This window comes from Streptomyces sp. bgisy027, from assembly GCF_057710365.1.
On record NZ_JBYIVZ010000028.1, the window covers coordinates 83,838 to 104,572 of the forward strand.

At 69.8% G+C, this 20,735-nt stretch carries 17 protein-coding genes and 1 pseudogene; 8 read left to right on the top strand and 10 right to left on the bottom strand.

Going from position 1 to position 20,735, the window contains the following annotated elements:
- Nucleotides 1-176 precede the first annotated feature (176 nt).
- Together AC3ETA_RS27265 and AC3ETA_RS27270 are read left to right on the top strand one after the other, a co-directional pair.
- Complete coding sequence (locus AC3ETA_RS27265; protein ID WP_432195541.1) at nucleotides 177-995, top strand: alpha/beta fold hydrolase; 819 nt, start codon at nucleotides 177-179, stop codon at nucleotides 993-995.
- A gap of 192 nt (nucleotides 996-1,187) precedes the next feature.
- Complete coding sequence (locus AC3ETA_RS27270) at nucleotides 1,188-2,153, top strand: phosphotriesterase family protein (RefSeq protein ID WP_432195542.1); 966 nt, start codon at nucleotides 1,188-1,190, stop codon at nucleotides 2,151-2,153.
- Nucleotides 2,154-2,708: 555 nt separating this feature from the next.
- On the opposite strand, the gene AC3ETA_RS27275 is transcribed toward AC3ETA_RS27270, so the two are convergent.
- On the bottom strand, nucleotides 2,709-3,461 hold the full coding sequence (locus AC3ETA_RS27275) for a helix-turn-helix domain-containing protein (RefSeq protein ID WP_432195543.1): 753 nt from the start codon (nucleotides 3,459-3,461) through the stop codon (nucleotides 2,709-2,711).
- Nucleotides 3,462-3,699: 238 nt separating this feature from the next.
- Between AC3ETA_RS27275 and AC3ETA_RS27280 the strand changes: the two genes are divergently transcribed.
- Both AC3ETA_RS27280 and AC3ETA_RS27285 read left to right on the top strand, forming a co-directional pair.
- Complete coding sequence (locus tag AC3ETA_RS27280) at nucleotides 3,700-4,365, top strand: DUF4097 family beta strand repeat-containing protein (protein WP_432195544.1); 666 nt, start codon at nucleotides 3,700-3,702, stop codon at nucleotides 4,363-4,365.
- A 90-nt stretch (nucleotides 4,366-4,455) separates the two neighbouring features.
- Nucleotides 4,456-5,036: pseudogene (locus AC3ETA_RS27285) on the top strand (transposase); the annotation flags it as partial.
- 185 nt (nucleotides 5,037-5,221) lie between these two features.
- On the opposite strand, the gene AC3ETA_RS27290 reads toward AC3ETA_RS27285, so the two are convergent.
- Nucleotides 5,222-6,052 (bottom strand): CmcJ/NvfI family oxidoreductase, encoded by an 831-nt coding sequence (locus AC3ETA_RS27290; RefSeq protein ID WP_432195545.1) that lies wholly within the window; start codon nucleotides 6,050-6,052, stop codon nucleotides 5,222-5,224.
- 286 nt (nucleotides 6,053-6,338) lie between these two features.
- Here AC3ETA_RS27290 and AC3ETA_RS27295 point away from each other — a divergent pair, with 286 nt between their 5' ends.
- The 4 genes from AC3ETA_RS27295 (at nucleotide 6,339) to AC3ETA_RS27310 (ending at nucleotide 13,095) form a co-directional block, all read left to right on the top strand.
- Nucleotides 6,339-7,178: a PhzF family phenazine biosynthesis protein gene (locus tag AC3ETA_RS27295; RefSeq protein ID WP_432195546.1), complete on the top strand. Its 840-nt coding sequence runs from the start codon at nucleotides 6,339-6,341 to the stop codon at nucleotides 7,176-7,178.
- Between the two features lie 245 nt (nucleotides 7,179-7,423).
- Entirely contained in the window at nucleotides 7,424-8,218 is a 795-nt protein-coding gene (locus AC3ETA_RS27300) for an AfsR/SARP family transcriptional regulator (RefSeq protein ID WP_432195578.1), read from the top strand.
- A 52-nt stretch (nucleotides 8,219-8,270) separates the two neighbouring features.
- A complete protein-coding gene (locus tag AC3ETA_RS27305; protein WP_432195547.1) occupies nucleotides 8,271-12,896 on the top strand; it encodes a non-ribosomal peptide synthetase in 4,626 nt (1,541 codons plus the stop codon).
- 13 nt (nucleotides 12,897-12,909) lie between these two features.
- A complete protein-coding gene (locus AC3ETA_RS27310) occupies nucleotides 12,910-13,095 on the top strand; it encodes an MbtH family NRPS accessory protein (RefSeq protein ID WP_432195548.1) in 186 nt (61 codons plus the stop codon).
- 66 nt (nucleotides 13,096-13,161) lie between these two features.
- On the opposite strand, the gene AC3ETA_RS27315 is transcribed toward AC3ETA_RS27310, so the two are convergent.
- The 8 genes from AC3ETA_RS27315 to AC3ETA_RS27350 form a co-directional block, all read right to left on the bottom strand.
- Nucleotides 13,162-14,154, bottom strand: coding sequence for an ornithine cyclodeaminase family protein (locus tag AC3ETA_RS27315; protein WP_432195549.1), 993 nt, complete (start codon nucleotides 14,152-14,154; stop codon nucleotides 13,162-13,164).
- A gap of 42 nt (nucleotides 14,155-14,196) precedes the next feature.
- Nucleotides 14,197-14,799, bottom strand: coding sequence for a prephenate dehydratase domain-containing protein (locus tag AC3ETA_RS27320; RefSeq protein WP_432195550.1), 603 nt, complete (start codon nucleotides 14,797-14,799; stop codon nucleotides 14,197-14,199).
- Nucleotides 14,796-15,803 carry an aminotransferase class IV gene (locus AC3ETA_RS27325; RefSeq protein WP_432195551.1) on the bottom strand — a complete coding sequence of 336 codons (1,008 nt, stop codon included), beginning with the start codon at nucleotides 15,801-15,803 and terminating at the stop codon, nucleotides 14,796-14,798. Before AC3ETA_RS27325 ends, AC3ETA_RS27320 begins: the two co-directional genes overlap by 4 nt.
- A 1-nt stretch (nucleotide 15,804) precedes the next feature.
- A complete protein-coding gene (locus AC3ETA_RS27330; protein WP_432195552.1) occupies nucleotides 15,805-17,220 on the bottom strand; it encodes a phenylacetate--CoA ligase family protein in 1,416 nt (471 codons plus the stop codon).
- A 51-nt stretch (nucleotides 17,221-17,271) separates the two neighbouring features.
- The gene (locus AC3ETA_RS27335) at nucleotides 17,272-17,571 is read right to left on the bottom strand and encodes a Dabb family protein (protein WP_432195553.1); all 300 of its coding nucleotides are present in this window, start codon (nucleotides 17,569-17,571) and stop codon (nucleotides 17,272-17,274) included.
- A gap of 116 nt (nucleotides 17,572-17,687) precedes the next feature.
- Nucleotides 17,688-18,605: an alpha/beta hydrolase gene (locus AC3ETA_RS27340; protein WP_432195579.1), complete on the bottom strand. Its 918-nt coding sequence runs from the start codon at nucleotides 18,603-18,605 to the stop codon at nucleotides 17,688-17,690.
- Nucleotides 18,606-18,653: 48 nt separating this feature from the next.
- Nucleotides 18,654-19,442: an alpha/beta fold hydrolase gene (locus tag AC3ETA_RS27345; protein ID WP_432195554.1), complete on the bottom strand. Its 789-nt coding sequence runs from the start codon at nucleotides 19,440-19,442 to the stop codon at nucleotides 18,654-18,656.
- Nucleotides 19,439-20,719 carry an LLM class flavin-dependent oxidoreductase gene (locus tag AC3ETA_RS27350; RefSeq protein WP_432195555.1) on the bottom strand — a complete coding sequence of 427 codons (1,281 nt, stop codon included), beginning with the start codon at nucleotides 20,717-20,719 and terminating at the stop codon, nucleotides 19,439-19,441. Before AC3ETA_RS27350 ends, AC3ETA_RS27345 begins: the two co-directional genes overlap by 4 nt.
- Between the last annotated feature and the right edge of the window lie 16 nt (nucleotides 20,720-20,735).

Here is a 20,735-nt window from a genome sequence, read left to right on the forward strand (position 1 = left end):
ATCTCAACCAGCGGGAGCCAAGTCCGGCAGGTATGTGGACGCCGCTGTGCCGTGTCACGCAAGGGGCCGCGCACTGTACCTGCCCGTCGCGCCCGCTTCCCGGTCCACTGTGGGCCGGCTTCGCAGCCCCTCGGCCTACCGCATCAGCTACTGATCGAAGTAGAAAGAAGCGCACCATGAGCACAGCTGGCCCCGTCCAGGTGGCAGGAACCTCTCTGCATGTCGACGACACCGGTGAAACGTCGCTGGAGCCGGTCGTCTGTCTCCATTCGCTCTTCCTCGACAACCGGATGTTCGATGGATTCGTCGAGGCGGCGACAGGCTCGTTCCGGCTGATCCGCCCGGACTTCCGCGGCCAGGGCCGAAGTGCAGGGACGGACGTCGACGTGGTCACCATGGAGCGGTGTGCTGGCGACATTGCGGCGTTGCTGGATCGACTCGGTGTTTCCCAAGCCCACCTGGTGATGTCCTCCATGGGCGGAGACGTCGGGATCCGGCTCGCTGCATACCGTCCTGACCTGGTGAAGTCGGTGGTGTTCATCGGATCCTCGGCGCGATCCGAGCCGGCCGACGCAGTCGACGCCTACATGACATGGATTGACGACGTGACCCGGAACGGCTTCACAGGAGAGCGGCTCGAGTTCCTCGTGCAGGTGATGTTCGGAGAGTCGACACGTGCCTCGAACGAGATGAAGGAGACGGTCGCGCGCTGGACTGATCGACTGGCTCAGCTTTCGCCCACGATGAGGCCGGCCATGGTCGGTGTCGCGTTGCGGGGCGACGCTACAGGCCTGCTGGGTGATGTACGAGCGCCGGCATTGATCATCAGTGGCGAGGAGTGCCCGGTGCGGCCGCGACCCTGGGCCGAGGAACTCGCCGATGGCCTTCCACACTCGGAACTCGTGATGGTGCCGGGCGTCGGACACAGCCCCCTGCTGGAACGACCGGACTTCGTGCTCCCGAAGGTGCTGGACTTCCTCAGGGCGCAGCACTGAGTCTCGGCCCGCACCCGGTCACGACGAGTGACCCCTGGATCGTCACGCTGCACAGACCGTGCCCGTAGGGATGGCCGGCTGCCGATCGAGAACCGGGGAGCAGGCTGTCATCCGCTCGCACACAACCAACGGGCCGCGCCACCCGCCCCGATCATGCCTGGGTGGTGCCATCTCACCGAGAAGGACGACGACATGGCGCCAGAGATACACACAGCAGCCGGCCCAATCCGCCCCGAGAATCTTGGCAGGACACTCGTTCACGAGCATGTCTTCGTTCTCGGTGAGGAGTTCCGCACCAACTACCAGGCGGACTGGGACGAGGAGAAGAAGGTCGCTGAAGCAGTCCGCGACCTGCGCGAACTCAAGAGCCTGGGGATCGACACCATCTTCGATCCGACAGTGCTCGGTCTGGGACGCTACATTCCGCGTATCCAGCGCATCGCGGAGCAGGTCGATCTCAACATCGTCGTCGCGACCGGGCTCTACACCTTCAACGACGTCCCGCATCAGTTCCATTACCAGGGCCCGGGGCTCATGTTCGACAGACCCGAACTCCTGACCGAGCTCTTCATCAAGGACATCACCTCCGGTATCGCCGACACCGGCGTCCGCGCCGCATTCCTCAAGTGCGCCATCGACGAGCCGGGACTGACACCAGGGGTCGAACGCACGATGCGGGCGGTGGCGCAGGCGAGCGTCGAGACCGGAACTCCGATCACTGTGCACACGCACGCGGCAAGCCACACCGGCCTGGTGGCGCAATCCGTGCTGGAGCAGGAGGGCGTCGATCTGTCGAAGGTGATCCTCGGTCACTCCGGGGACTCCGAGGACCTCGACTACCTCACCGCGCTTGCGGAACGAGGTTCCCTGCTCGGCATGGACAGGTTCGGCCTCGACCCCTTCCTGCCCCTCGACCGGCGCCTCGACGTGCTCGCCGAACTCGCGCGCCGGGGTTTCGTCGAAAGCATCGTGATCTCCCATGACGCTTCCTGTTTCATAGACTTCTGCGATCCCGAAGCCAAGCGGGTCATGCTCCCCAACTGGAACTACCGCCACATCAGCGAGGACGTCATACCTGCTCTGCGCGAGCGAGGGCTGAGCGAAGCGGACATCGACACGATCCTGGTCGCCAACCCCCTTCGCTACCTGGGCGGCTGAGTTGGCGTCAGTTCCTCAGGGGCAGCTCGGCGACCCATCCCGCATGACATCCCCCTTCCTGGGAGGGGCACTCATACGCCCCCACCGGGGAGGCCCCGCGCCCCGGCGCGCTGCAACCGGCCATCACACGCGGACGGAGGTCCTGGCGTACGGATTTCTCCGGCTGTGGCGAGATGTCGTAGCCGGGGATCATCTCCAGGTGGCGGTGGCCTGTCCGCAGGGCGGCAGCGGAAGTGGCGGGGATCAGCTTGGGACGGACGTGACGAGGACGGTCTGCGTCGCGCCCTTCGGGCGTGATCATGCCGACCAGCGCTGTGTCGAGGGCGGCCACGAGAAGACCAGGCGTCGACCGGGCACTTCAGACACAGCCCCCTCGAGTTCTCCCGCTACCGGGGCCACCGAGGTAGGTGCCGGCCTCGAGTGAGGCGAACAGGTCGATGAACGCCGCGCGGTCCCCGGCCTCGGAGCTTTGGAGCACGAGCCGCTCAGTCCTGATCGGTGCGAGTGGACGGGCGACGGGCACGGGTTCAGCCACGGCGGGCAACCTGGTGCGGGTCAGTCGTGCGGATCCGGCTGGGTGGTGTGGTCTGCAGGGGGCCGGGGTGTGGTGTGCAGGACTTGGCGGGCCTGTTCGGCGGCGCGGGTGATGCTGTCGCTGATGTAGTCGAGGAAGCGGGCGATGTTCTCCAGCCGGGCGGCGGCGGGGGTGTCGGAGCCGAGGACGGTGACGCCCTGGCGTGCGGTGGCGACGAGTTGGTCGTTGGCCCGGGCGCTGGCGAGGGTGGCCTGGTAGAAGAGCTCGTCGTCGACGATGTAGCGGTCGCGGCGGCGTTCGTCGCGCTCTCTGCGGACGAGGCTCTGGCCTTCCAGGAAGGCGATGGCCTTGGAGATGGAGGCGGGGCTGACGTTCAGGTGCGCCGCGAGCTGGGAGGCGGTGAGGCTGCCCGCGTCGGTGGTGAACAGGCACGTCAGCACCCGGGCCGTCATCTTGGGCAGGCCCGAGCCCATCAGGACGGTCGTGAGTGTCTCCTCGTACGCGGCCACGGCATCAGCGTCGCGTCCGTGCGGCTGGGGGAGTGATTGCGGTCCCCGGGAGGCGGCGGGCCCGCGTCGGCGTGCCCGTTGCTCGGTGGCGCGGTGGGCCAGGTCGGCACGGTAGGTGGTGGGGCCGCCGTTGCGCATCACCTCACGCGTGATGGTCGAGGTCGGACGCTGAAGGCGCCGTGCGATCTCGGCGTAGGCGAGGCTGTCGGCCAGCCCCAGCGCGATCTGCCGGCGTTCGGACTGAGTGAGTCTGCCTCCCGGCATCACGGTCTCCCTGGTGATCTGTCGTGGTGGTCCTGACCCCACCCACAATAGCGTTCACCCGCTATTCATTGCAATGATCGCAACAGCTGACGTTGCGTTACCTCGAAGGGTGTTGCAACGAAATCGTTGCTCTCAGCAGCAGTAATGCCGATTCCATGCAACAAGTTCGTTGCCGCCTGATGGAAAGCAACGTAGCGTTTCTCATGTCAGAAACGATGAGCGATCGCAGGAGAACACGATGCAGAACTTCGACACCCCCGCCCCGATCTCCGCCGTCCTGAACATCCCCGCCGGACGCATCGAGATCATCGCCGCCGACCGCACCGACACAACCGTTGAGATCCGCCCTGCCAACCCCTCCAAAAGCCGCGACACCAAGACCGCCGAGCAGACCGAGATCACGTACACCGACGGCATCCTGCGTATCCACACCCCTGCACCCGGCAATCAACTCCTCGGCCCCGCCGGATCCGTGGAGATCACCATCCAACTGCCCGTCGGCTCCCACATCGAGGCCAAGACGACCGCCGCCGAACTCCGCGGCGTGGGCCGCCTCGGCGACATCGCCTTCGACGGCGCCTACCGCCACATCAAGATCGACGAAGCCGCCGGCGTCCGCCTCACCGCAACCGACGGCGACATCGAGATCGGCCGCCTCACCGGCCCCGCGCAGGTCTCGACCGCGCGAGGCGACATACGCATCACCGAAGCCGTAACCGGCACCCTCGAACTGCGCACCCAGTCCGGCGACATCACTGTCGGCGCTGCCACCGGCGTCTCGGCCAGCCTGGACGCCAGCACCGGCTACGGCCGCATCAGTAACACCCTGAAGAACGACGGCACCACCGCACTCGACATCCGCGCCACCACCTCCCATGGCGACATCACTGCTCGCAGCGTCTGACCTGCGCGTTTCGCTTACCGCGGTGTCCCGATCTTGATCGGAAACGCGAAAGTGCCTTCTGAGCTGGGAAGATGAGGCTTGTCGAAGTCTCTGTCATCCCAGCAGGAAGGCACTTTCTGCGTGCACACCACCGCCCTTGCGCCCCAAGCTCGTCGTCTCGGCTGACGGCCACGGGGTGGTCAGTCATGCCGGGTCCCGTTCTGCTGGCCGATCTCGTTGACGCCACCGGCCTGACCGCCGCGTTCGCCGACGCGCTGGGCCGCCTGTGGCCACGCGGCACCTGACACATCCCGGGCGGGATCGCGGTGGATCTGGCGGTGATGCTCGCTGACGGCGGCGAAGCCATCGCCGACTTGGCCCTCCTGAGCGACCAGGCCGAGGTCTTCGGCCCGGTGGCCTCCACCCCGACCGCCTGGCGCCTCCTGGTCGGCATCGACCGCACGGCACTGGCGGCACTGGCGGCACTGCACACGGCCCGAGCCGCAGCGCGCGAGGCTGCCTGGTCGCAGGCCGCTGAGACGGACGGCGGTATACCCGCGACCCAGGCCGCCGGGCGGGACCTGCCCGGCCTGGTCATTGACACGGACGCCACCCTGGTCACCTGCCACTCCGAGAAAGAGAAGGCCGCAGCCACCTGTAAGCGGGGCTTCGGCTACCACCCGCTGCTGTGCCGGCCGCCGGCGCCGCTTCCGTCGAGCGACTGATCAACCGGCTGCAGGACTGGAGGGGCATCGCCACACGCTTCGACAAGACACCCGAGAGCTACCTCGCTGGCCTCGAACTTCGCGCCGCGATGATCTGGCTCGAAGTCCTCTTGCGAGCAGTCGATTGATCACCACATCACACAGGTGCCAGGTCAGTCGAAGAAGGCGAAGAAGCGGGACTCGATGCTCGCTCGCGGAGAGCCGTCCTGAGACATCGGGTCGTCGAACGCGGTGTGCATGACACCCGTGGCCCGAGAGGAGTCGGAGTCAAATCCCTTGAAGAGGATCACCTCGTCGGAGGTCATACCCGAGAAGTAGAGCCAGCGGTGGTCCGCAGACGCCAGACCCAGCTGGGCCTCCAACAGGCTCATGGGTGCGCCCTCCGGGCCGAAGACCCCGTAGAACAGTCGCGTGTCGTGCTCGCCGACCGTGGTCGCGTCGACCAGTGCCAGCGTGCTGTCGTGCGGTGGGGTGGAAGTAGCGCGCCACGCCTGGTAGATGACATAGCGGCTGTACGGTGCCGGCTCGGCGCCCTCGGCCTTCAGCACAGAGTCACGGAACTGCTCCGCCGAAGTCTGGGTGTAGTCCAGGTGCGCGAAGCGGGCCGGTGTCGTGCCGACGCGCTCCTGCGCTCGCTCGCTGGTCCGCAGTACCAGGCCGCTCCGCTGGACTATCACTTCGCGCGCGCCGCTCACCTGCTTGATCAGCTCGGCCATCTCCTGGTGGTACACGCGATCCAGCTCCGCGAGCTCGGTGGAGTGGACCACCGAGCTGGTGTGCCTGACCAGCTGGAAGCCCTCGCGATCCAGGCTCAGTTCGTCCTGGAAGGGGCGGGCGTCATGGATCTCCACGGTGTGCGGGACGAAGGCCAGATTGGTACGGGACGGGTCCACGGCGTGGAAGACGGCGCGACCCTCGATCTCGCCCGCGTAATTGATCTCCGCCCTTACGGACGCATGCTGACGGGTGGCCGTGCTGGACATGGATGCTCCTCGTTGTTTGCGTCTCCGGAACGGGGCCGAAGGTTTCCTCATGAGTCGCCGCAGCTGTCTGCTTTCCCAGTTGTCTGGTTTCCCAGTCGTCTGATTCCCAGTGGATATCTGACTGCGGGCGGTTGCGCCGGGGCGGGTACCCCTGTCGTGGACACTCTCGGATTCCAGAACGGCGACTCATTCTTTGGGGCAGGGCTCGGAAGGGTAGATGAGTCTGGTTCCGTCGTGGTTATGCGGGCGATCCCCGTGTGCGCGCGAGGAGTTACAGTCAGGATTCATGGACATATTCATCGTGGACGCGTTCACCGACCGTGCTTTTTCCGGGAACCCTGCTGGGGTCGTGCTGCTGAAATCCGGATTCCCTGGTGATGGATGGCTGCGGGACGTGGCGGCCGAGATCAATCTCTCCGAGGTCGCCTTTCTGCATCCCCTTCCCCCTGCGGAATCCGGTGACTGTGCCACGGCGGACTGGGCGCTGCGCTGGTTCACCCCGGTGGCCGAGGTGTCCCTGTGCGGGCACGCCACGCTGGCCGCGGCTCACGTCCTGGCCGGCAGGGGGTGCGACGTGGACACCGTTCGGTTCGCGTCGCGCAGCGGCGTACTCATGGCCCGTACCGGCTCTGACGGCTCCGTCACATTGGACTTCCCTGCCTCGCCGGTGGTCCGGGCCGCCGCGCCCGGCGGGCTGGCCGACGTCCTGGGCGCGCCGCCCGTCTCCGTGTGGAACACCGGGGAGCTCGGCGACCTCCTCGTGGAACTGGCCGACGAGCGCACGGTACTCGAACTGGCCCCCGATCAGGGGGGACTGGCCCGGCTCGGAGGCCGGGGCGTGATCGTGACAGCGGCGGCCGACAGGACCGCGTCCGGGCGGTACGACTTCGTCTCCCGCTATTTCGCCCCGGCATACGGGGTACCGGAGGATCCGGTGACGGGCAGCGCGCACACGGCCCTCGCCCCCTGGTGGGCGCAGCGGCTGGGGCGCAGGGAGCTGACGGGGCTTCAACTCTCCGCGCGACGCGGCACGGTGATAACTCGGGTGAGTAGCGACCGTGTGCTGCTCACCGGATCGGCCACCACCGTCGTCTCCGGAAAGTTGCACGTGGCGCCGCGCGATTGACACCCACGTGGCCCGCAGCGCACAAGGCACTCAAGTGTTCTACTCGAACGGGTAGTTACGGTGCCGCGTCCGCGACCCGGACCATGGCTGAGTAAACACGGAGCTGGTTCCAGGACAGCGGGAAACCTGCACTTCCCCAGCGCCCCCGCGGCAACTCCCTGAAAGGCGTGGCGCGTCTGTCCGGTACCTCGGCTGATCTATCACGAATCTGCTCGAAGGGCGCTGAAATGCACGCTCACGTCACGATGTCCCCCCGTATCGCGGTCCGTTGCCTGGGAGATTTCTCCGTCCATGTCGACGGGGTGCCGGTGGAGCGATGGCGGGCGGGGAAGGCCCGAAACCTTTTCCAGTACTTACTCGTCAATCGCGGCCGGGTGGTGCCCCGTGACAAGCTCCATGAAGTGCTCTGGCCGGAGAATCCCTGGTCGCCCCGGTCCAGCTCGGTGAAGGTCGCCATGCATGCGCTGCGTCGGGGGCTTGACGGCGGTCCTGACCTCCCCTCTCCGGCGGAGATCGTCCATCAGGACCATGGATACGTCCTGCTCGCTGACGACATCTGGGTGGATGTGGAGGAGTTCGAGAGCCTTTGTGCCACTGGCCGGGCCGCCGAACTGCGCGGCGACCACCTCATGGCGGTCGATGCCTACCGGGCCGCGCTGGCGCTGTACGGCGGGGACTTCCTGCACGCGGAGCAGGCCGACTGGATATCGGAACAGCGGGAGTGGAACAGATCGCTGGCCCTCCAGGCGCTGCGGTACCTCCAGGAGGAAGCCCTGTGCCAGGAGGACTTTCCCGCTGTGATCGTGCTGTGCCGCCGGATGCTGGAGATCGACGCCTACCAGGAGCAGGTCTACCAGACGCTGATGTCGGTCCATGGCGAGCGGGGCGAACTGGGGCGCGTCAAGAGCTGGTACGAGATGTGCGTCCGCCGGCTCCGTGACGACCTCGGTGTCCTGCCCAACGAGTTGACCCGCAAGATCTTCGAACGGTCGATGTGTATGGGCCGCCTGCTGCGCCCGAACCTGCAGAAAGCCTCCTGATCTCTGCCTGCGCCCGCACTCTTCCGCCACGGACCTTTGGGAGACGTATCCCATGCACACCCCATCCCCCGCCGGCGCCGTCCCCGACGCCCGGCGGCTCGCCGTGCTACGGCTCCTGTTCGGCCAGGTGCTGGGACGCCCTGTCACCGACGACGACGACTTCTTCGCGGTCGGCGGCACACCCGCACAGGCCGGACAGCTTGCCCAGCGCATTCGCGCCACCCTTGGCTCGGACGCCTCCGAGGCCGACATGCGTCGAGCCCCGACCCCGTCGGCGCTCGTCGAGCTGCTCGGCGAGCGCCGCGAGCGCCCGTACACCCGGCCGGAAACGGTGCCGCTCTCGGCCGCGCAGCGTGGCCTGTGGTTTCTGCACCGCCTGGAGGGCCCCAGCGCCACCTACAATCTGCCCTTCGCCCTGCGGCTGACCGGCGCCCTGAACCGGGCCGCGCTGACTGCCGCGCTCGGGGACGTCGTCCGTCGGCACGAGACGCTGCGCACGGTGTACCCGGAGACCTCGGGCGTCCCGCGACAGCACGTCCTCGCCGCCGAGGATGCCATGCCGTGCCTGGAAGTGACCGAGGTGGCCGCCGAGGGGCTGGACAAGGCGCTCGCCGAGAGCGCCCGGCACCGCTTCGATCTGTGCCGCCAGGCCCCGCTGCGGGCCGAACTCTTCGTCACCGGGCCGCAGGAGCACACTCTGTTGCTGGTGGTCCACCACATCGCGGCCGACGGGTGGTCGATGGGGCCGCTCGCCCGTGATCTGGCCACCGCCTACAGGGCGCGGCTGACGGGCGCTCAACCCCGCTTCACTCCGCTGCGCGTCCAGTACGCCGACCACATGGTGCAGAAGTGGGCGGCCCAGGGCACTGAGGACGACCTCGGCAGCCTCGCCTCCCAGCACCTGGCGTACTGGCGTGAGGCGCTCGCCGGGCTGCCCGAGGGAATCGACCTGCCCGCCGATCGGCCCCGCCCGGCTGTCTCCGGCTTCCGCGGCGACATCGTGCCGGTACGGGTTCCCTCGGCCGTCCACGACGGGTTGACCGCCCTCGCCCAGGACAGCGGGACCAGTATGTTCATGGTGCTGCACGCCGCGCTCGCCCATCTGCTGGCCCGGCTGACCGGCAGCACCGACGTGGCGCTGGGCACCGTGGTCTCCGGCCGCGACGGGAACGGCTCTGCCGATGACCTTGTCGGGCTGTTCACCAACACGGTGGTGCTGCGGGCCGACACCTCCGGTGACCCCAGCTTCCGCGAGTTGGTGGCGAGGGTCACCGCTGCGGACCTGGCCGCCTTCGCCCACCAGGACACCCCCTTCGAGCGGCTCGTCGAGGAACTGGCACCACGCCGCTCGTCCTCCCGGCAGCCGCTGATCAACACCATGCTGGTGCTGCAGAACACCCCCGAGGCCCGGCTGGAACTGCCCGGGCTGCGAGCCGATTTCGAGGTCCTGTCCACCGGCGCCGCCAAGTTCGACCTCACCTTCAGCCTCGCCGAGTCCCGCACCGGACAGGGCCTCACCGGCATCGTCGAGTACAGCACCGACCTGTTCGACCGGGCCACCGTGACCGCCCTGGTGGACCGCTTCGTGACGTTGCTCCAGTCCGTCGTGGCTGCACCGGACGCGCCGGTTTCCTCGGCCCAGGTGCTGCCCTTGCGGGAGCGTCGGCTGCTGGAGGAGTGGAATGCCACCGAGCGTGCCGTCCCGGAGCGGACCGTGCCCGAGCTGTTCGAGGAGCGCGTCGCGGAGGATCCCGCTCGCGTCGCCCTCGTCCACGACCGAGGCGAGATCTCCTACGGTGAGCTCAACGAGCGCGCCAACCGGCTGGCCCGGCTGCTGATCGAGCGCGGCGCGGGCCCGGAGGACCTCGTGGCGCTCGCGTTGCCCCGCTCGCCCGAGCTGTACGCCGCCCTGCTGGCCGTGGCCAAAGCGGGGTCGGCCTACGTGCCGCTGGACATCGAGTACCCGCCGGAGCGGCTCGCCGCCATGCTGGACGACGCGCGTCCCCTCGTGGTCGTCACCCGCACCGGCGCCGCACCGGCCCTGCCCGCCGGCACACCGCTGCTCGATCTCGACGACGAGCACATCCAGGCTCGGCTGGCCGCCGCTCCGGCCGACAACCCCGGCGACACCGCGCGCCTGCGCTCGCTGACGGTGCGTCACCCGCTCTATGTCATCTACACTTCCGGCTCCACCGGGCGTCCCAAGGGTGTGGTGGTCGAGCACGGCGGCGTGGCGAGCCTGCGCTCGACCCAGGCCGAGGCACTGGGCGCGGGCCCCGGGGCCCGTGTGATGCAGTTCGCCTCGCCCAGCTTCGACGCCGCCTTCTGGGAGGTGTCGCTCTCTCTGCTCAGCGGCGGCGTCCTGGTCCTGGGGCCCGGCGGCCGGGTGCTGCCCGGACCCGAGCTGACCGAACTGGCCCACCGGCAGCGGATCACCCACATCCAGCTCCCGCCCAGCGCCCTGGCCACGCTGCCCGTGCGGGACGGCCTGCCGGCCGGCACCACCGTGATCGTCGGTGGCGAGAGCTGCCCGCCGGAGACCGCCGACCGCTGGTCCCGCCACCACACCCTGATCAACGGTTACGGGCCGACCGAGGCCACCGTGTGCACCACGCTCAGCGACCCGTTGTCCGGGCCGGCCACCCCGCCGATCGGCCGGCCTGTGGACAACACCCGGGTCCATGTCCTGGACGGGGCGCTGCGGCAGGCCCCGATCGGAGTCGTGGGCGAGCTGTACATCGCCGGGGCCGGGCTGGCGCGGGGCTACCTCGGCCGCCCCGCGCTGACAGCCGAACGCTTCGTCGCCGACCCTTACGGCCCGCCCGGCACCCGTATGTACCGCACCGGCGACTTGGTGCGCCGCCGGGCCGACGGCCAGCTGGAGTTCGTCAGCCGGGCCGACCACCAGGTCAAGGTGCGCGGCTTCCGTGTCGAGCCCGGCGAGATCGAGGCCGTTCTCGTCCGCCACCCCGAGGTGGCGCAGGCCGTGGTGATGCTGCGCGAGGACCGGCCCGGCGACCGCCGCCTGGTCGGCTACGTGGAGCATCGCCCCGGCACCCGGCCCACGCCGGCCGCTCTGCGCGCTCATGTGGCGGCCGCCCTGCCCGACTACATGGTGCCCTCCGCCGTCCTGTGCCTGGACACGCTTCCGCTGACCACCAACGGCAAGGTGGACCGGTCTGCCCTGCCCGCTCCCAGCCCGGTGGCCGCCGTCGGCGGCCGGGCCCCGCAGGACCGCTGGGAGCGGATGCTGTGCACGCTGTTCGCCGAGGTCCTGGGGGTGCCCGAAGTCGCTGCCGACGCGGGGTTCTTCGACCTCGGCGGCGACAGCCTGCTCTCCGTACGCCTGGTCGAGCGGATCAACGCCGAGCTGGGCACGAGCCTGTCCGTGCGCAGTGTCTTCGAACGCCAGCGGCCCGAGGAATTGGCCGCGCTGGTCGCCGGCGGGGAGAGCGCCGAGGGCGAGGTGGACCTGGAGGCCGAGGCGGTTCTCGGCCCGGAGCTGTCGACCGCCGGCTGTGTTCCCCATGACCCGCGACGCGGTGCCGACCCGGAGCACGTCCTGCTCACCGGGGCAACCGGCTTCCTGGGCGCCTTCCTGCTGCGGGCCCTGCTGGACAGCACCCGGGCCACTGTGCACTGCCTGGTGCGGGCCGACAGCGACGAGCGGGCGGGGCAGCGGCTGCGGGAGGCGATGGAACGCTTCGGCCTGTGGGACGCGACCGCCGAACGGCGCGTCGCGCCGCTCGCCGGTGATCTGGAGCACCCGTCGCTCGGCCTGTCCGCCGAGCGCTTCGAAGCGCTCGCCGAACTGGTCGACGTCATCCACCACAACGGCGCCCGCGTTCACCTGGTGCAGGGTTACGGGCTGCTCAAGCCCGCCAACGTGGACGGCACCCGGGAGATCCTGAGGCTGGCTGCCACCCGCCGGGTCAAGGCGGTCCATTACGTCTCCACCGGCAGCGCCGTCATGGGCACGGGCGCCAACCCGGAACTGCTGCCCGAGGACCGCAGGCTGCCCGCCTGCGAAGTGATGCGCAACGGCTACGCGGCCACCAAGTGGGTCGCCGAACGGCTCGTCGAGCAGGCACGGGAGCGCGGGGTACCGGTCGCCGTCTACCGGCCGGGCCGGGTCAGCGGCGACAGCCGTACCGGCGCGGGCGGCACCGACGACGCGTTCTGGCACTTCGTCCGGGCCGCACTCCGTCTCGGGGCGTTGCCCGACCCGGAGGAACCCGGCGGCTTCGGCTCGGCCGTGGACCTGGTGCCGGTCGACTACGTGGCCGCCGCCCAGGTCGCGCTGGCCGCCCGCGTGGGTGTCGTGGACGGCGCCTACCACCTCGTCAACCGCCGCCGGACACCGGTCTCCCTGGTATGGGAGGCGCTGCGCGAGCGCGGCCACCGGCTGCGGACGGTGCCGGCGGACGAGTGGGCGCGGCTGCTGGCCGACGCCGCCGCGCGGCCTGACGCCGACGGTTCGGTGACCTCGGTGGCGGCTTTGACCGCCGCGGCCTCGGAACTGCCTGACACCGCCCGGATCGGCTTCGACGACCGGGCCGCCGTGGCCGGGCTGGCGGGCACGGGGATCACCTGCCCCGAGGTCGCTGCGGACGTCATCGGCCGCTGCCTGGACCACCTGACCCGCCGCGGCTTCCTGCCCGCGGCTCCGACCAGCTGAAAGGACGGTTGCCTTGAGCCCCTTCGACGACCCCGACGCCCTGTACTGCGTCCTCGTGGATGCCCAAGGACGGCACAGCCTGTGGCCGACCGCGCCGGGCGTGCCGGCCGCGCCCGACGGCTGGACCCTGGTGGTGCAGGGCGCCCCCCGCGAGAGGTGCATCGCGTACATCGATGAACGGTGGGACTCGCATCGCTGAGCCGTCCACGGCCGGGCACAGCAGTGAACCCCCGTGCACAGCACGGGGGTTCACTGCTGTTGGTGCTCAGTCGATCGAGACTTCGGTGCCGAGGTCCAGCTCCGCGGCCCGGCGGGCGACGGCGAAGCCCGAGACCACGTCCTGCGCGGCCAGGCCCAGCGACTTGTAGAGGGTGATGTCGTCGCAGGCCGTGCGGCCTTCGACGGTGCCGAGCAGGACCTCGCCGAGCTCGGCGAGGATGTGGTCCTCGCCGACGAGGCCCTCGTCGCGGGGAGCGCGCAGGTCGAGGGACTCCTTCCCGGCCGACTCCCGGCTGTCCACGAAGACCCGGGCGGCGGCGACCGCGCGCGAGCTCAGCTCGCGGCAGTCGATGAAGGACGCGCCGATCGCGTTGACATGCACGCCCGGGGCGAGCATGTCGGCCTCCACGAGAGGGCCCCGGGTCGCGGTCGTGGTACATACCAGGTCGGCGTCCTTCAGAGCCGCGCCGACGGAGTCGGCCACCTCCACCTCCACGCCGAGACTTCCGGCGGCCCAGTCACGGAACGCCGCCGCGTTGTTCGGGGTGCGGCTCCAGACCCGGACCCGGCGCAGCGGCCGGACCAGCGACATGGCCTCCAGATGGCTGCGGGCCTGGACGCCCGAGCCGAGGATCGCCAGGTTGCCGGCGTTCTCGCGGGCCAGCTCCCGGGTGGCGACGGCGCTGACGGCCGCGGTACGGACGGCGGTGACGGCGCTGGCGTTCATCAGCGCGAGTGGGCTGCCGGTGTCCGGGTCGAAGACGAGCACCACGCCGAGGTGCAGCTCCAGCCCGCGGGCCGGGTTGTCGGGCTTGAGAACCATGGCTTTGACGCCGAAACCGCGCGGCGCGCCGTCCTCGCCTGCGACGTGGCAGGGCATCGTACCCAGCAGCGCCGAGTCGGACGCGGGCCGCAGGATGGTGCGAAGAGGTTGGGTGATGGTGCCGGAACTGTAGTCGCGCATGGCGCCGGCCATGAGGCCGATGGCCTGATCCATGGGGTAGGCGCGGCGCACCGCGTCGTGGTCGAGGATGCGCATGAGATGTCCTCCTGAAGCTGGTCGTGCCGGTGCCGGCGGGCATCAGCGGTTGACGAAGACGGACCAGAGCATCCGGATCGGCCGGGTGCGGGAGATGAACTCCAACTCGTGCAGGGCCGCGGCTTGTTCGGTGGTGAGGGCGAGATCGGTGTCCAGATCCCGGGCCGCGCGCGCGGCGGTGCTGGTGGATGTCGTCAGCACCAGTTCCTGCGCGGTGTACGGCCCCGGCAGCAGCTCCGCGACGAGCGCCACCGGGGCCGGGTGGGTGGCGACTCGGGGCCTGGGCGGGACCCGGTGCCCGCGAGCCCGCGCGATTCCGTAGTGGGGGGTGTCGAAGACGAAGGCACCGGCGAGGTCGAGCGCGGGGTTCATGTAGAAGGCGTTGATGCCGGCGTAGGCGTTGGCAACGACGAGCCTTCCGACCTCGCCGGTGGCCAGCGCCTCACCGGCCTCCTCGTAGCTGTCGTAGAGCTGCACGTCGGCGGTGGCCTCGGTGGGGTCGCTGTCCGGGTCGAGCACGGCCCGTAGATGGACGGCGGCCTGCTCGCTGCTGGTGCCGGCCGGGCCCAGCGTGCCGATGACCGGGCTGTCCGGCCGGACGGTCGCGGCCTCCAGAGCGAGCCAGTTGGAGCGCTCCAGGATCATGAGGTCTCCTCGGTCGGATGCGGGACGGGGGCCGGGTTCAGCGGGACACGGGTGAGCCAGCCCCGGTCGTCGTCCAGTTCGCCGCGTACCAGCGCGGTGTAGCGCTCGGACAGGAGCCGGGTCACGGGGCCGGGCACGCCGTCGCCGATAGGGCGCCCGGCGAGTTCGACGACGGGAGCGATCCCCAGACCGGTACCGGTGAGGAACAGCTCGTCGGCCAGGAGGAGTTCGGAGCGCTGCACGCCGCGGACCTCGTACCCGAGGCGGAGGTCCCCGGTGAGCGTCCGCACCGTGTCGCGGGTGATGCCTTCGAGGATGTCCGCGGTGGCGGACGGGGTCACCAGCCGGTTTCCGAAGACGGCGAAGACGTTCGCGGTGGTCGCCTCGGCGACCTGGCCGCGTTCGTTGCAGAGGATCGCGTCGTCGAGGCCGGCGGCGCGGGCCTCGTCGAGGGCGAGTGCGCTGTTGACGTAGCCGCCGCAGACCTTGGCACGCACGGGCAGGACGCCGTCGGCCGGGCGCCTCCAGCTGCTCAGCGCGCAGCGCATCCCGCCGGGCGGGGCATAGTGGCCCATCAGGAAGGTCGAGATGGATACGGCGTCGCTCACTCCGGCCAGGCCCACGCCGGGCCGGGTGCCGGCGAGCATGGAGAGCTTGTAGGCCAGGGGGCGGATGTAGGTGTCGGCGGGGGTGGCGTTGCGGCGCAGCAGCTCCACCGTGGCGCGGGCAAGGTCGTCCACGTCGTACGGCAGGTCGATGCGCAGCAGCCGGCAGGAGCGCAGCAGGCGCCGGTAGTGGTCGTGCAGCCGGAAGACGGCCAGTTCCCGGCCGCCGGGCAGGACATGGGCGCGGATGCCTTCGAAGACCCCTGTGCCGTACTGCAGGGCCTGGGCGGTGAGGGGGACGCGGGCTTGGGCGGTGGACATGAAGGAGCCCTCGTGCCAGCTCCAGGTGGTGGCGGGGCCACCGGTACGTGCCCGGGCGGGGGCGGGTGTGGTCGTCATCTCAGGACCTGGCCACCGCGAGTGCGAGGGCTGCCGCGGACTCGGCGTCGCGTCGGCCGGTGCGCCGGTCGACGACGCGGGCCGCCTTCCAGCTGACCATCGCGCCGGTGCCGGTGACGCTGCCCATGGTCCCGAGCTCGACGTCCAAGGCGACACCGAGCCGCTCGCGGACCGCTGCCAGGGCCATCTCGTCCGTGCGCGGGGCGGCACCGTCCAGGGTCTCGAAGCGCAGGGTGAGCCGGTCGGTACCGTCGTCGCCGGAGTCGAGCACCACCTGGTAGTCGAGGTAGCCGCCGAACGGGGCGAGCAACAGGTTCTCCAGGTCGTAGCCGGTGATGCGGTGGCCGCCGACGTTCAACTCGTCGCGGGTACGGCCCAGGACCTCCAGCACGGGAGCGGGCAGCGTGCGGCCCGGGGCGGCGGCCCGCATCCGCACCAGGTCACCGGTGCGGTAGCGGACGAGTGGCTTGAGGCCCTGATAGAGCGACGTGACGACCAGTTCGCCGAGCAGGACGCCCTCGGCGTCGGGTTCCACGGGGGCGTCGCCGGCCGGGTCGATCACCTCGTAGTGGTTGATCACCGGCATCGCGTAGAGGCTGCCGTCGGCCGCCGCCGCACCCAGTACGGACGCCTCCTGCGAGCCGTACAGCGCGTTGTACGCGCGGGCGCCCCACAGGTCGCCGACAGCCGCCAGCAGAGCTGGGGAGGCCAGCTCACCGGTGAGCATCAGCACCTCGACCGGCAGGTCCCGTGCCGGGTCCAGACCCGCGGCCACGGCCTTCTTGGCGAGGGTGAGGGCCATGCCGGGCGTGCAGAACAGCCCGGTGAGCGGGATCTCGCGGATGGCCGCCAGGGCGCGGTCGAAGCCGACCATCGGCGAGTGCGGCCACATCTTGGCGACGGCGAGACCGAGGTTGCGGCACACCTCGCCGAAGGTGTCCCCGAAGGCGTGCATCTCGGTCGGGCCGCAGACGCCGATGAACTGGTCCTCGCCGTACGGGCGCAGGATCGTCTCGTAGTGCGAGGTCAGCACGGCGTTGTTGTGCAGTGAGTCGGTGTTGTCCCTCGGGCAGGGGGTGACCGCGCCGGTGGTGCCGGTGGTCTCGTAGAAGATCCAGGCCTTGCTCAGCGGCCGGGACAGCACGTCCTGCTGGGCGGCGCGCAGGTCGTCCTTCAGGGTGAAGGGGAAGGCGGCCAGGTCCTCGGCGGAGAGGCTCGCCAGGTGCGTGGGCGCATCGGCCAGGTGCCTGCGGTAGAAGGGGGAGTGCTCGCGGACGTGGTCCAGGGTGGCGCGGAACGCGTCCAACTGGTGGGCGGCAAGTCGCTCCTCGCTCCAGCGGCCCGCGGCGAAGTCCCGCTGCCTGCGGATGATGCCGCGGCCGACGGAGGCCGCCTCGTCGTCGTACAGGGTGAACATGGTGTGCTCCTCTGTTCCTGTGCTCGCCCCGGTGGCCGAGGCAGAGGCCGGTCAGGCGGGGTCGTGGATGTCGGCGATCACCCAGTCGCTGATCTCACGCCAGCGCCGTGCCGACTCCTGGTGGAAGGGGTGGTCGAGGTAGCGGTCGAGGGCCGCCTCGTCCTCGACCACGCCCACCGCCGCGAAGTCGTAGGCGATGTCCCGGTCGCTGAGATTGCGGCCGGTGACCCAGGAGTGCAGGCCCGGTACCTCGGTGCCGACCTGATGCGAGGACTCCTCGGCGGCGAGGGCGCGCGGGTCGGACCAGTCGCAGCCGGTTTTGAACTTGAACAGCACGATGTGCCGGATCACGGTGTCCCTCCGGGTGGGCGATCGGCGGAAGTCTTCGAGCCGGGCGGGAGGCTCGGTGGGCGGACGACGAAGGGGCCTGGTGCGGCCCGCACCAGGCCTCGGTCCCTGCGAGACGGTCAGCCTGCGAAGGCGGTCGCCCGGAGTGCCAGAACGACCTCGGTCATGGCTGCACGCGAGCGTGCCAGTGCCTGCGTGAGCTGGAAGAAGCCGTGGAAGACACCGGGGTAGTGCAGGCAGTCGACCTTGACTCCGGCCAGCCGCAGCCGCTCGGCGTACTCGCGGCCCTCGTCGCGCAGCGCGTCGTGCTCGGCGGTGACCACGATCGTCGGCGGCAGCCCGGACAGGTCTGCGGCGAACGCGGGCGACGCCAGCGGGTCGGAGGGGTCCGCCGCACCGAGGTAGTTCTTCCAGAACCAGGCGATCTCCTGCGGGGCGAGCATCACGGTGCTCTCCGTGCGCATCGAGGCGAACTGCGGGCTGTGGCCGGTCATGGGGCAGACCAGCACCTGTCCGCTGAGCACGGGCCCCAGCCGTTCCCTGGCCAGCAAGGCGACGGCGGCGGCCAGGGTGGCGCCGGAGCTCTCCCCGCCGACCGCGGCGCGGGCCGGGTCGGCGCCGATCGCGGCGGCGTTGTCCACGGCCCAGACGGTGGCCGCGTAGGCGTCCTCCAGCGGGGCCGGGAAGGGGTGTTCGGGAGCGAGCCGGTACTCCACGGACACCACCACGCAGTTGGCCTCGGCGGCAAGGTGGCGGGCGGCTCCGTCGGTGGAGTTCAGGTCGCCGAGCGTGAAGCCACCGCCGTGGAACCAGACCAGGAGCGGCAGTTTCCGCTCCGGTCCGGGGCGGTAGATCCGCACCGGCACCGGCCCGTCCGGGCCGGGCACCGTGCGGTCGCTGATCTCGTTCAGCTCGGGACCCGGGGCCGGCGGTGCCGCACCGAGGATCGCGCGGGCCGTCTCCACGGGCAGGGTGTCGAGCGTCATGGTCTTTGCGGCGGCCACTGCCTGCAGCATTGCCGCGGCGTCCGGGTCCATGGTCACGGTGTTTCCTTTCCGCGTATCGGCCGTTCGCCGGTACGCAACTCAGGCCAGGAACTTGGCGATGCGCGTGGCGACTTCCTCGCGGCGCTCCAGTTGCGGTACGTGTCCGGCTCGCTCGACCAGCTCGACTTCCGCGCCGGCAATGCCCGCCGCCAGGTCTTGGGCGTACACCGGGGGGACGAGCTTGTCCTCGGCTCCCCACAGGACGAGCGTCTCGGCCTTGATCCGGCGCAGCCGCTTGACCAGACCGCGTTCGGCTATGGGCCAGATGAAGTGGCTGGTGCTGGCGACGGTGCTGAACACCGCGACGGTGGCGTCGATGTCGGCTGTCGGGTCCTTCATCCCGGCGACGATCGCGGCGACAACGGGGTGCTCCAGGTCGTGGTAGAGCAGACCGGGCAGCTCGTGGCCGGGCACGATGGCGTGGTCACGGACGGGCGCGTCGTCGCGCCACAGGCCGAGGGCGTCGATGAGGACGAGCTTGCGGACCCGCTCGGGGTACACGGCCGCGAACTCGGCCGCCACCATGCCGCCGAAGGAGTGGCCGACGATGTCGAACTTCTCCAGGCCGAGCCGCTCGAACAGGTCGTGGTAGTAGAGCAGCAGGTCCCACAGGTGGTCGAGGTGGACCAGGTCCTGGGGCTCGGCGCTGCCGGGGCTGGCCGGCGCGTAGACCTTGTGGTCGGCGGCCAGGTCGTCCAGGAAGCCCTCCCAGGACTGGCCGAACAGGCCGTGCAGGAAGACGACCGGGGTGCCGTCGCCACCCACGAGGACCGTGTTGTCGGCCAGCCCGCCGGGCATCGGGATGCTCACAGGGGTGAAGGTGCTCATGCCGGAACCTCCGGGGAGACGCTGGACTGCGGGACGGTGGGGCCGGAGTTCCGGGTCGCGCCGGTCGGCCACCAGTGGTCCTGGTATCCGTGGCCGTCCCAGATGTGACTGATCTTGGGCATCACCTGTTCGGCGAACAGGCGGATGTTGCGCTCGGTCTGCTCCCTGGTCATGGTCGCCAGCTGGAGGATGACCATCAGGTGGCCGACGCGGAGGCTCTTGACCGCCTCGGTCAGCTTGTCGACGACGGTGGCGGGGGAGCCACCGATGACCATCGCCTCTTCCTCGACATGCTGCTTCCAGGTCATGTCGCGGCCGGCCGGGACGCCGAACGGCGCGTTCTTCTTGCTCTGTCCGGGCTTGCCGAGGAACGACTGGAGGGCGGCCTTCTTGAAGTAGCCGGGGACGAAGGCGTGGTGCGGGGCCACGTACATCGCCTTGTCGTAGAAGTCGCGGATGTGCGGCATGTAGATCTTCTCGGCCTCGGCGTCGGTGTCGGCGACCACGACGACCTGGGCGAAGCCCGCACGGTAGGGGTTGTCGTCCAGTCCAGCCTGCTCGACGGTCTGCCAGAAGCCGTCCATCAGCTGCTTGCCGTACTTGTGTCCGCCCCAGCTGAGGTACGTGTAGACGTAGTCGTTGTCCGTGGCGAACTTCCAGGTCTCCGGAGAGCCGCCGCCGCCCAGCCAGATCGGCGGGTGCGGGTCCTGCTGGTAGGGCTGCGGCCAAGGGTTGACGTAACGCAACTTGTTGTACTTGCCGTTGAAGGGGAAGGGGCCGGACTCCGTCCAGGCGCGCTTGATGAGGTCGTGGGCCTCGTGGTAGCGCGAGCGCACTTCGGTGGGGGTGATGCCGTGCACGATGGTCGTGTCCATCGGGGAGCCGACCGGCATGCCGGCGATGATGCGGCCGCCGCTCATGCAGTCGAGTGTGGCGAGCTCCTCTGCGACCCGGGTCGGCGGGTTGTACTGGACGAGGGTGTTGCCCAGCAGCATGATCGCCGCGTCGGACTTCTTACGGGCCAGGATCGAGGCCGCCAGATTCGGCGAGCCGGAGAAGCTGTAGCCGTTGGAGTGGTGCTCGTTGACGCCGACTCCGTCGAATCCGAGGTCGTCGGCGAGTTCCAGCTCGTCGATGTTCCAGTTCAGGTACTGGTGCACCTTGCGCGGGTCGCACAGCTCCTTGTTGGGGGCGGTGGCCCAAATGCTCTCGTAACGCTCCCGGAAATCGTCGGGAAGCTCCCGATAGCCTTGCAGGTGGAAAAAGATGGACTTCATGACCTGTCTTTCTTCG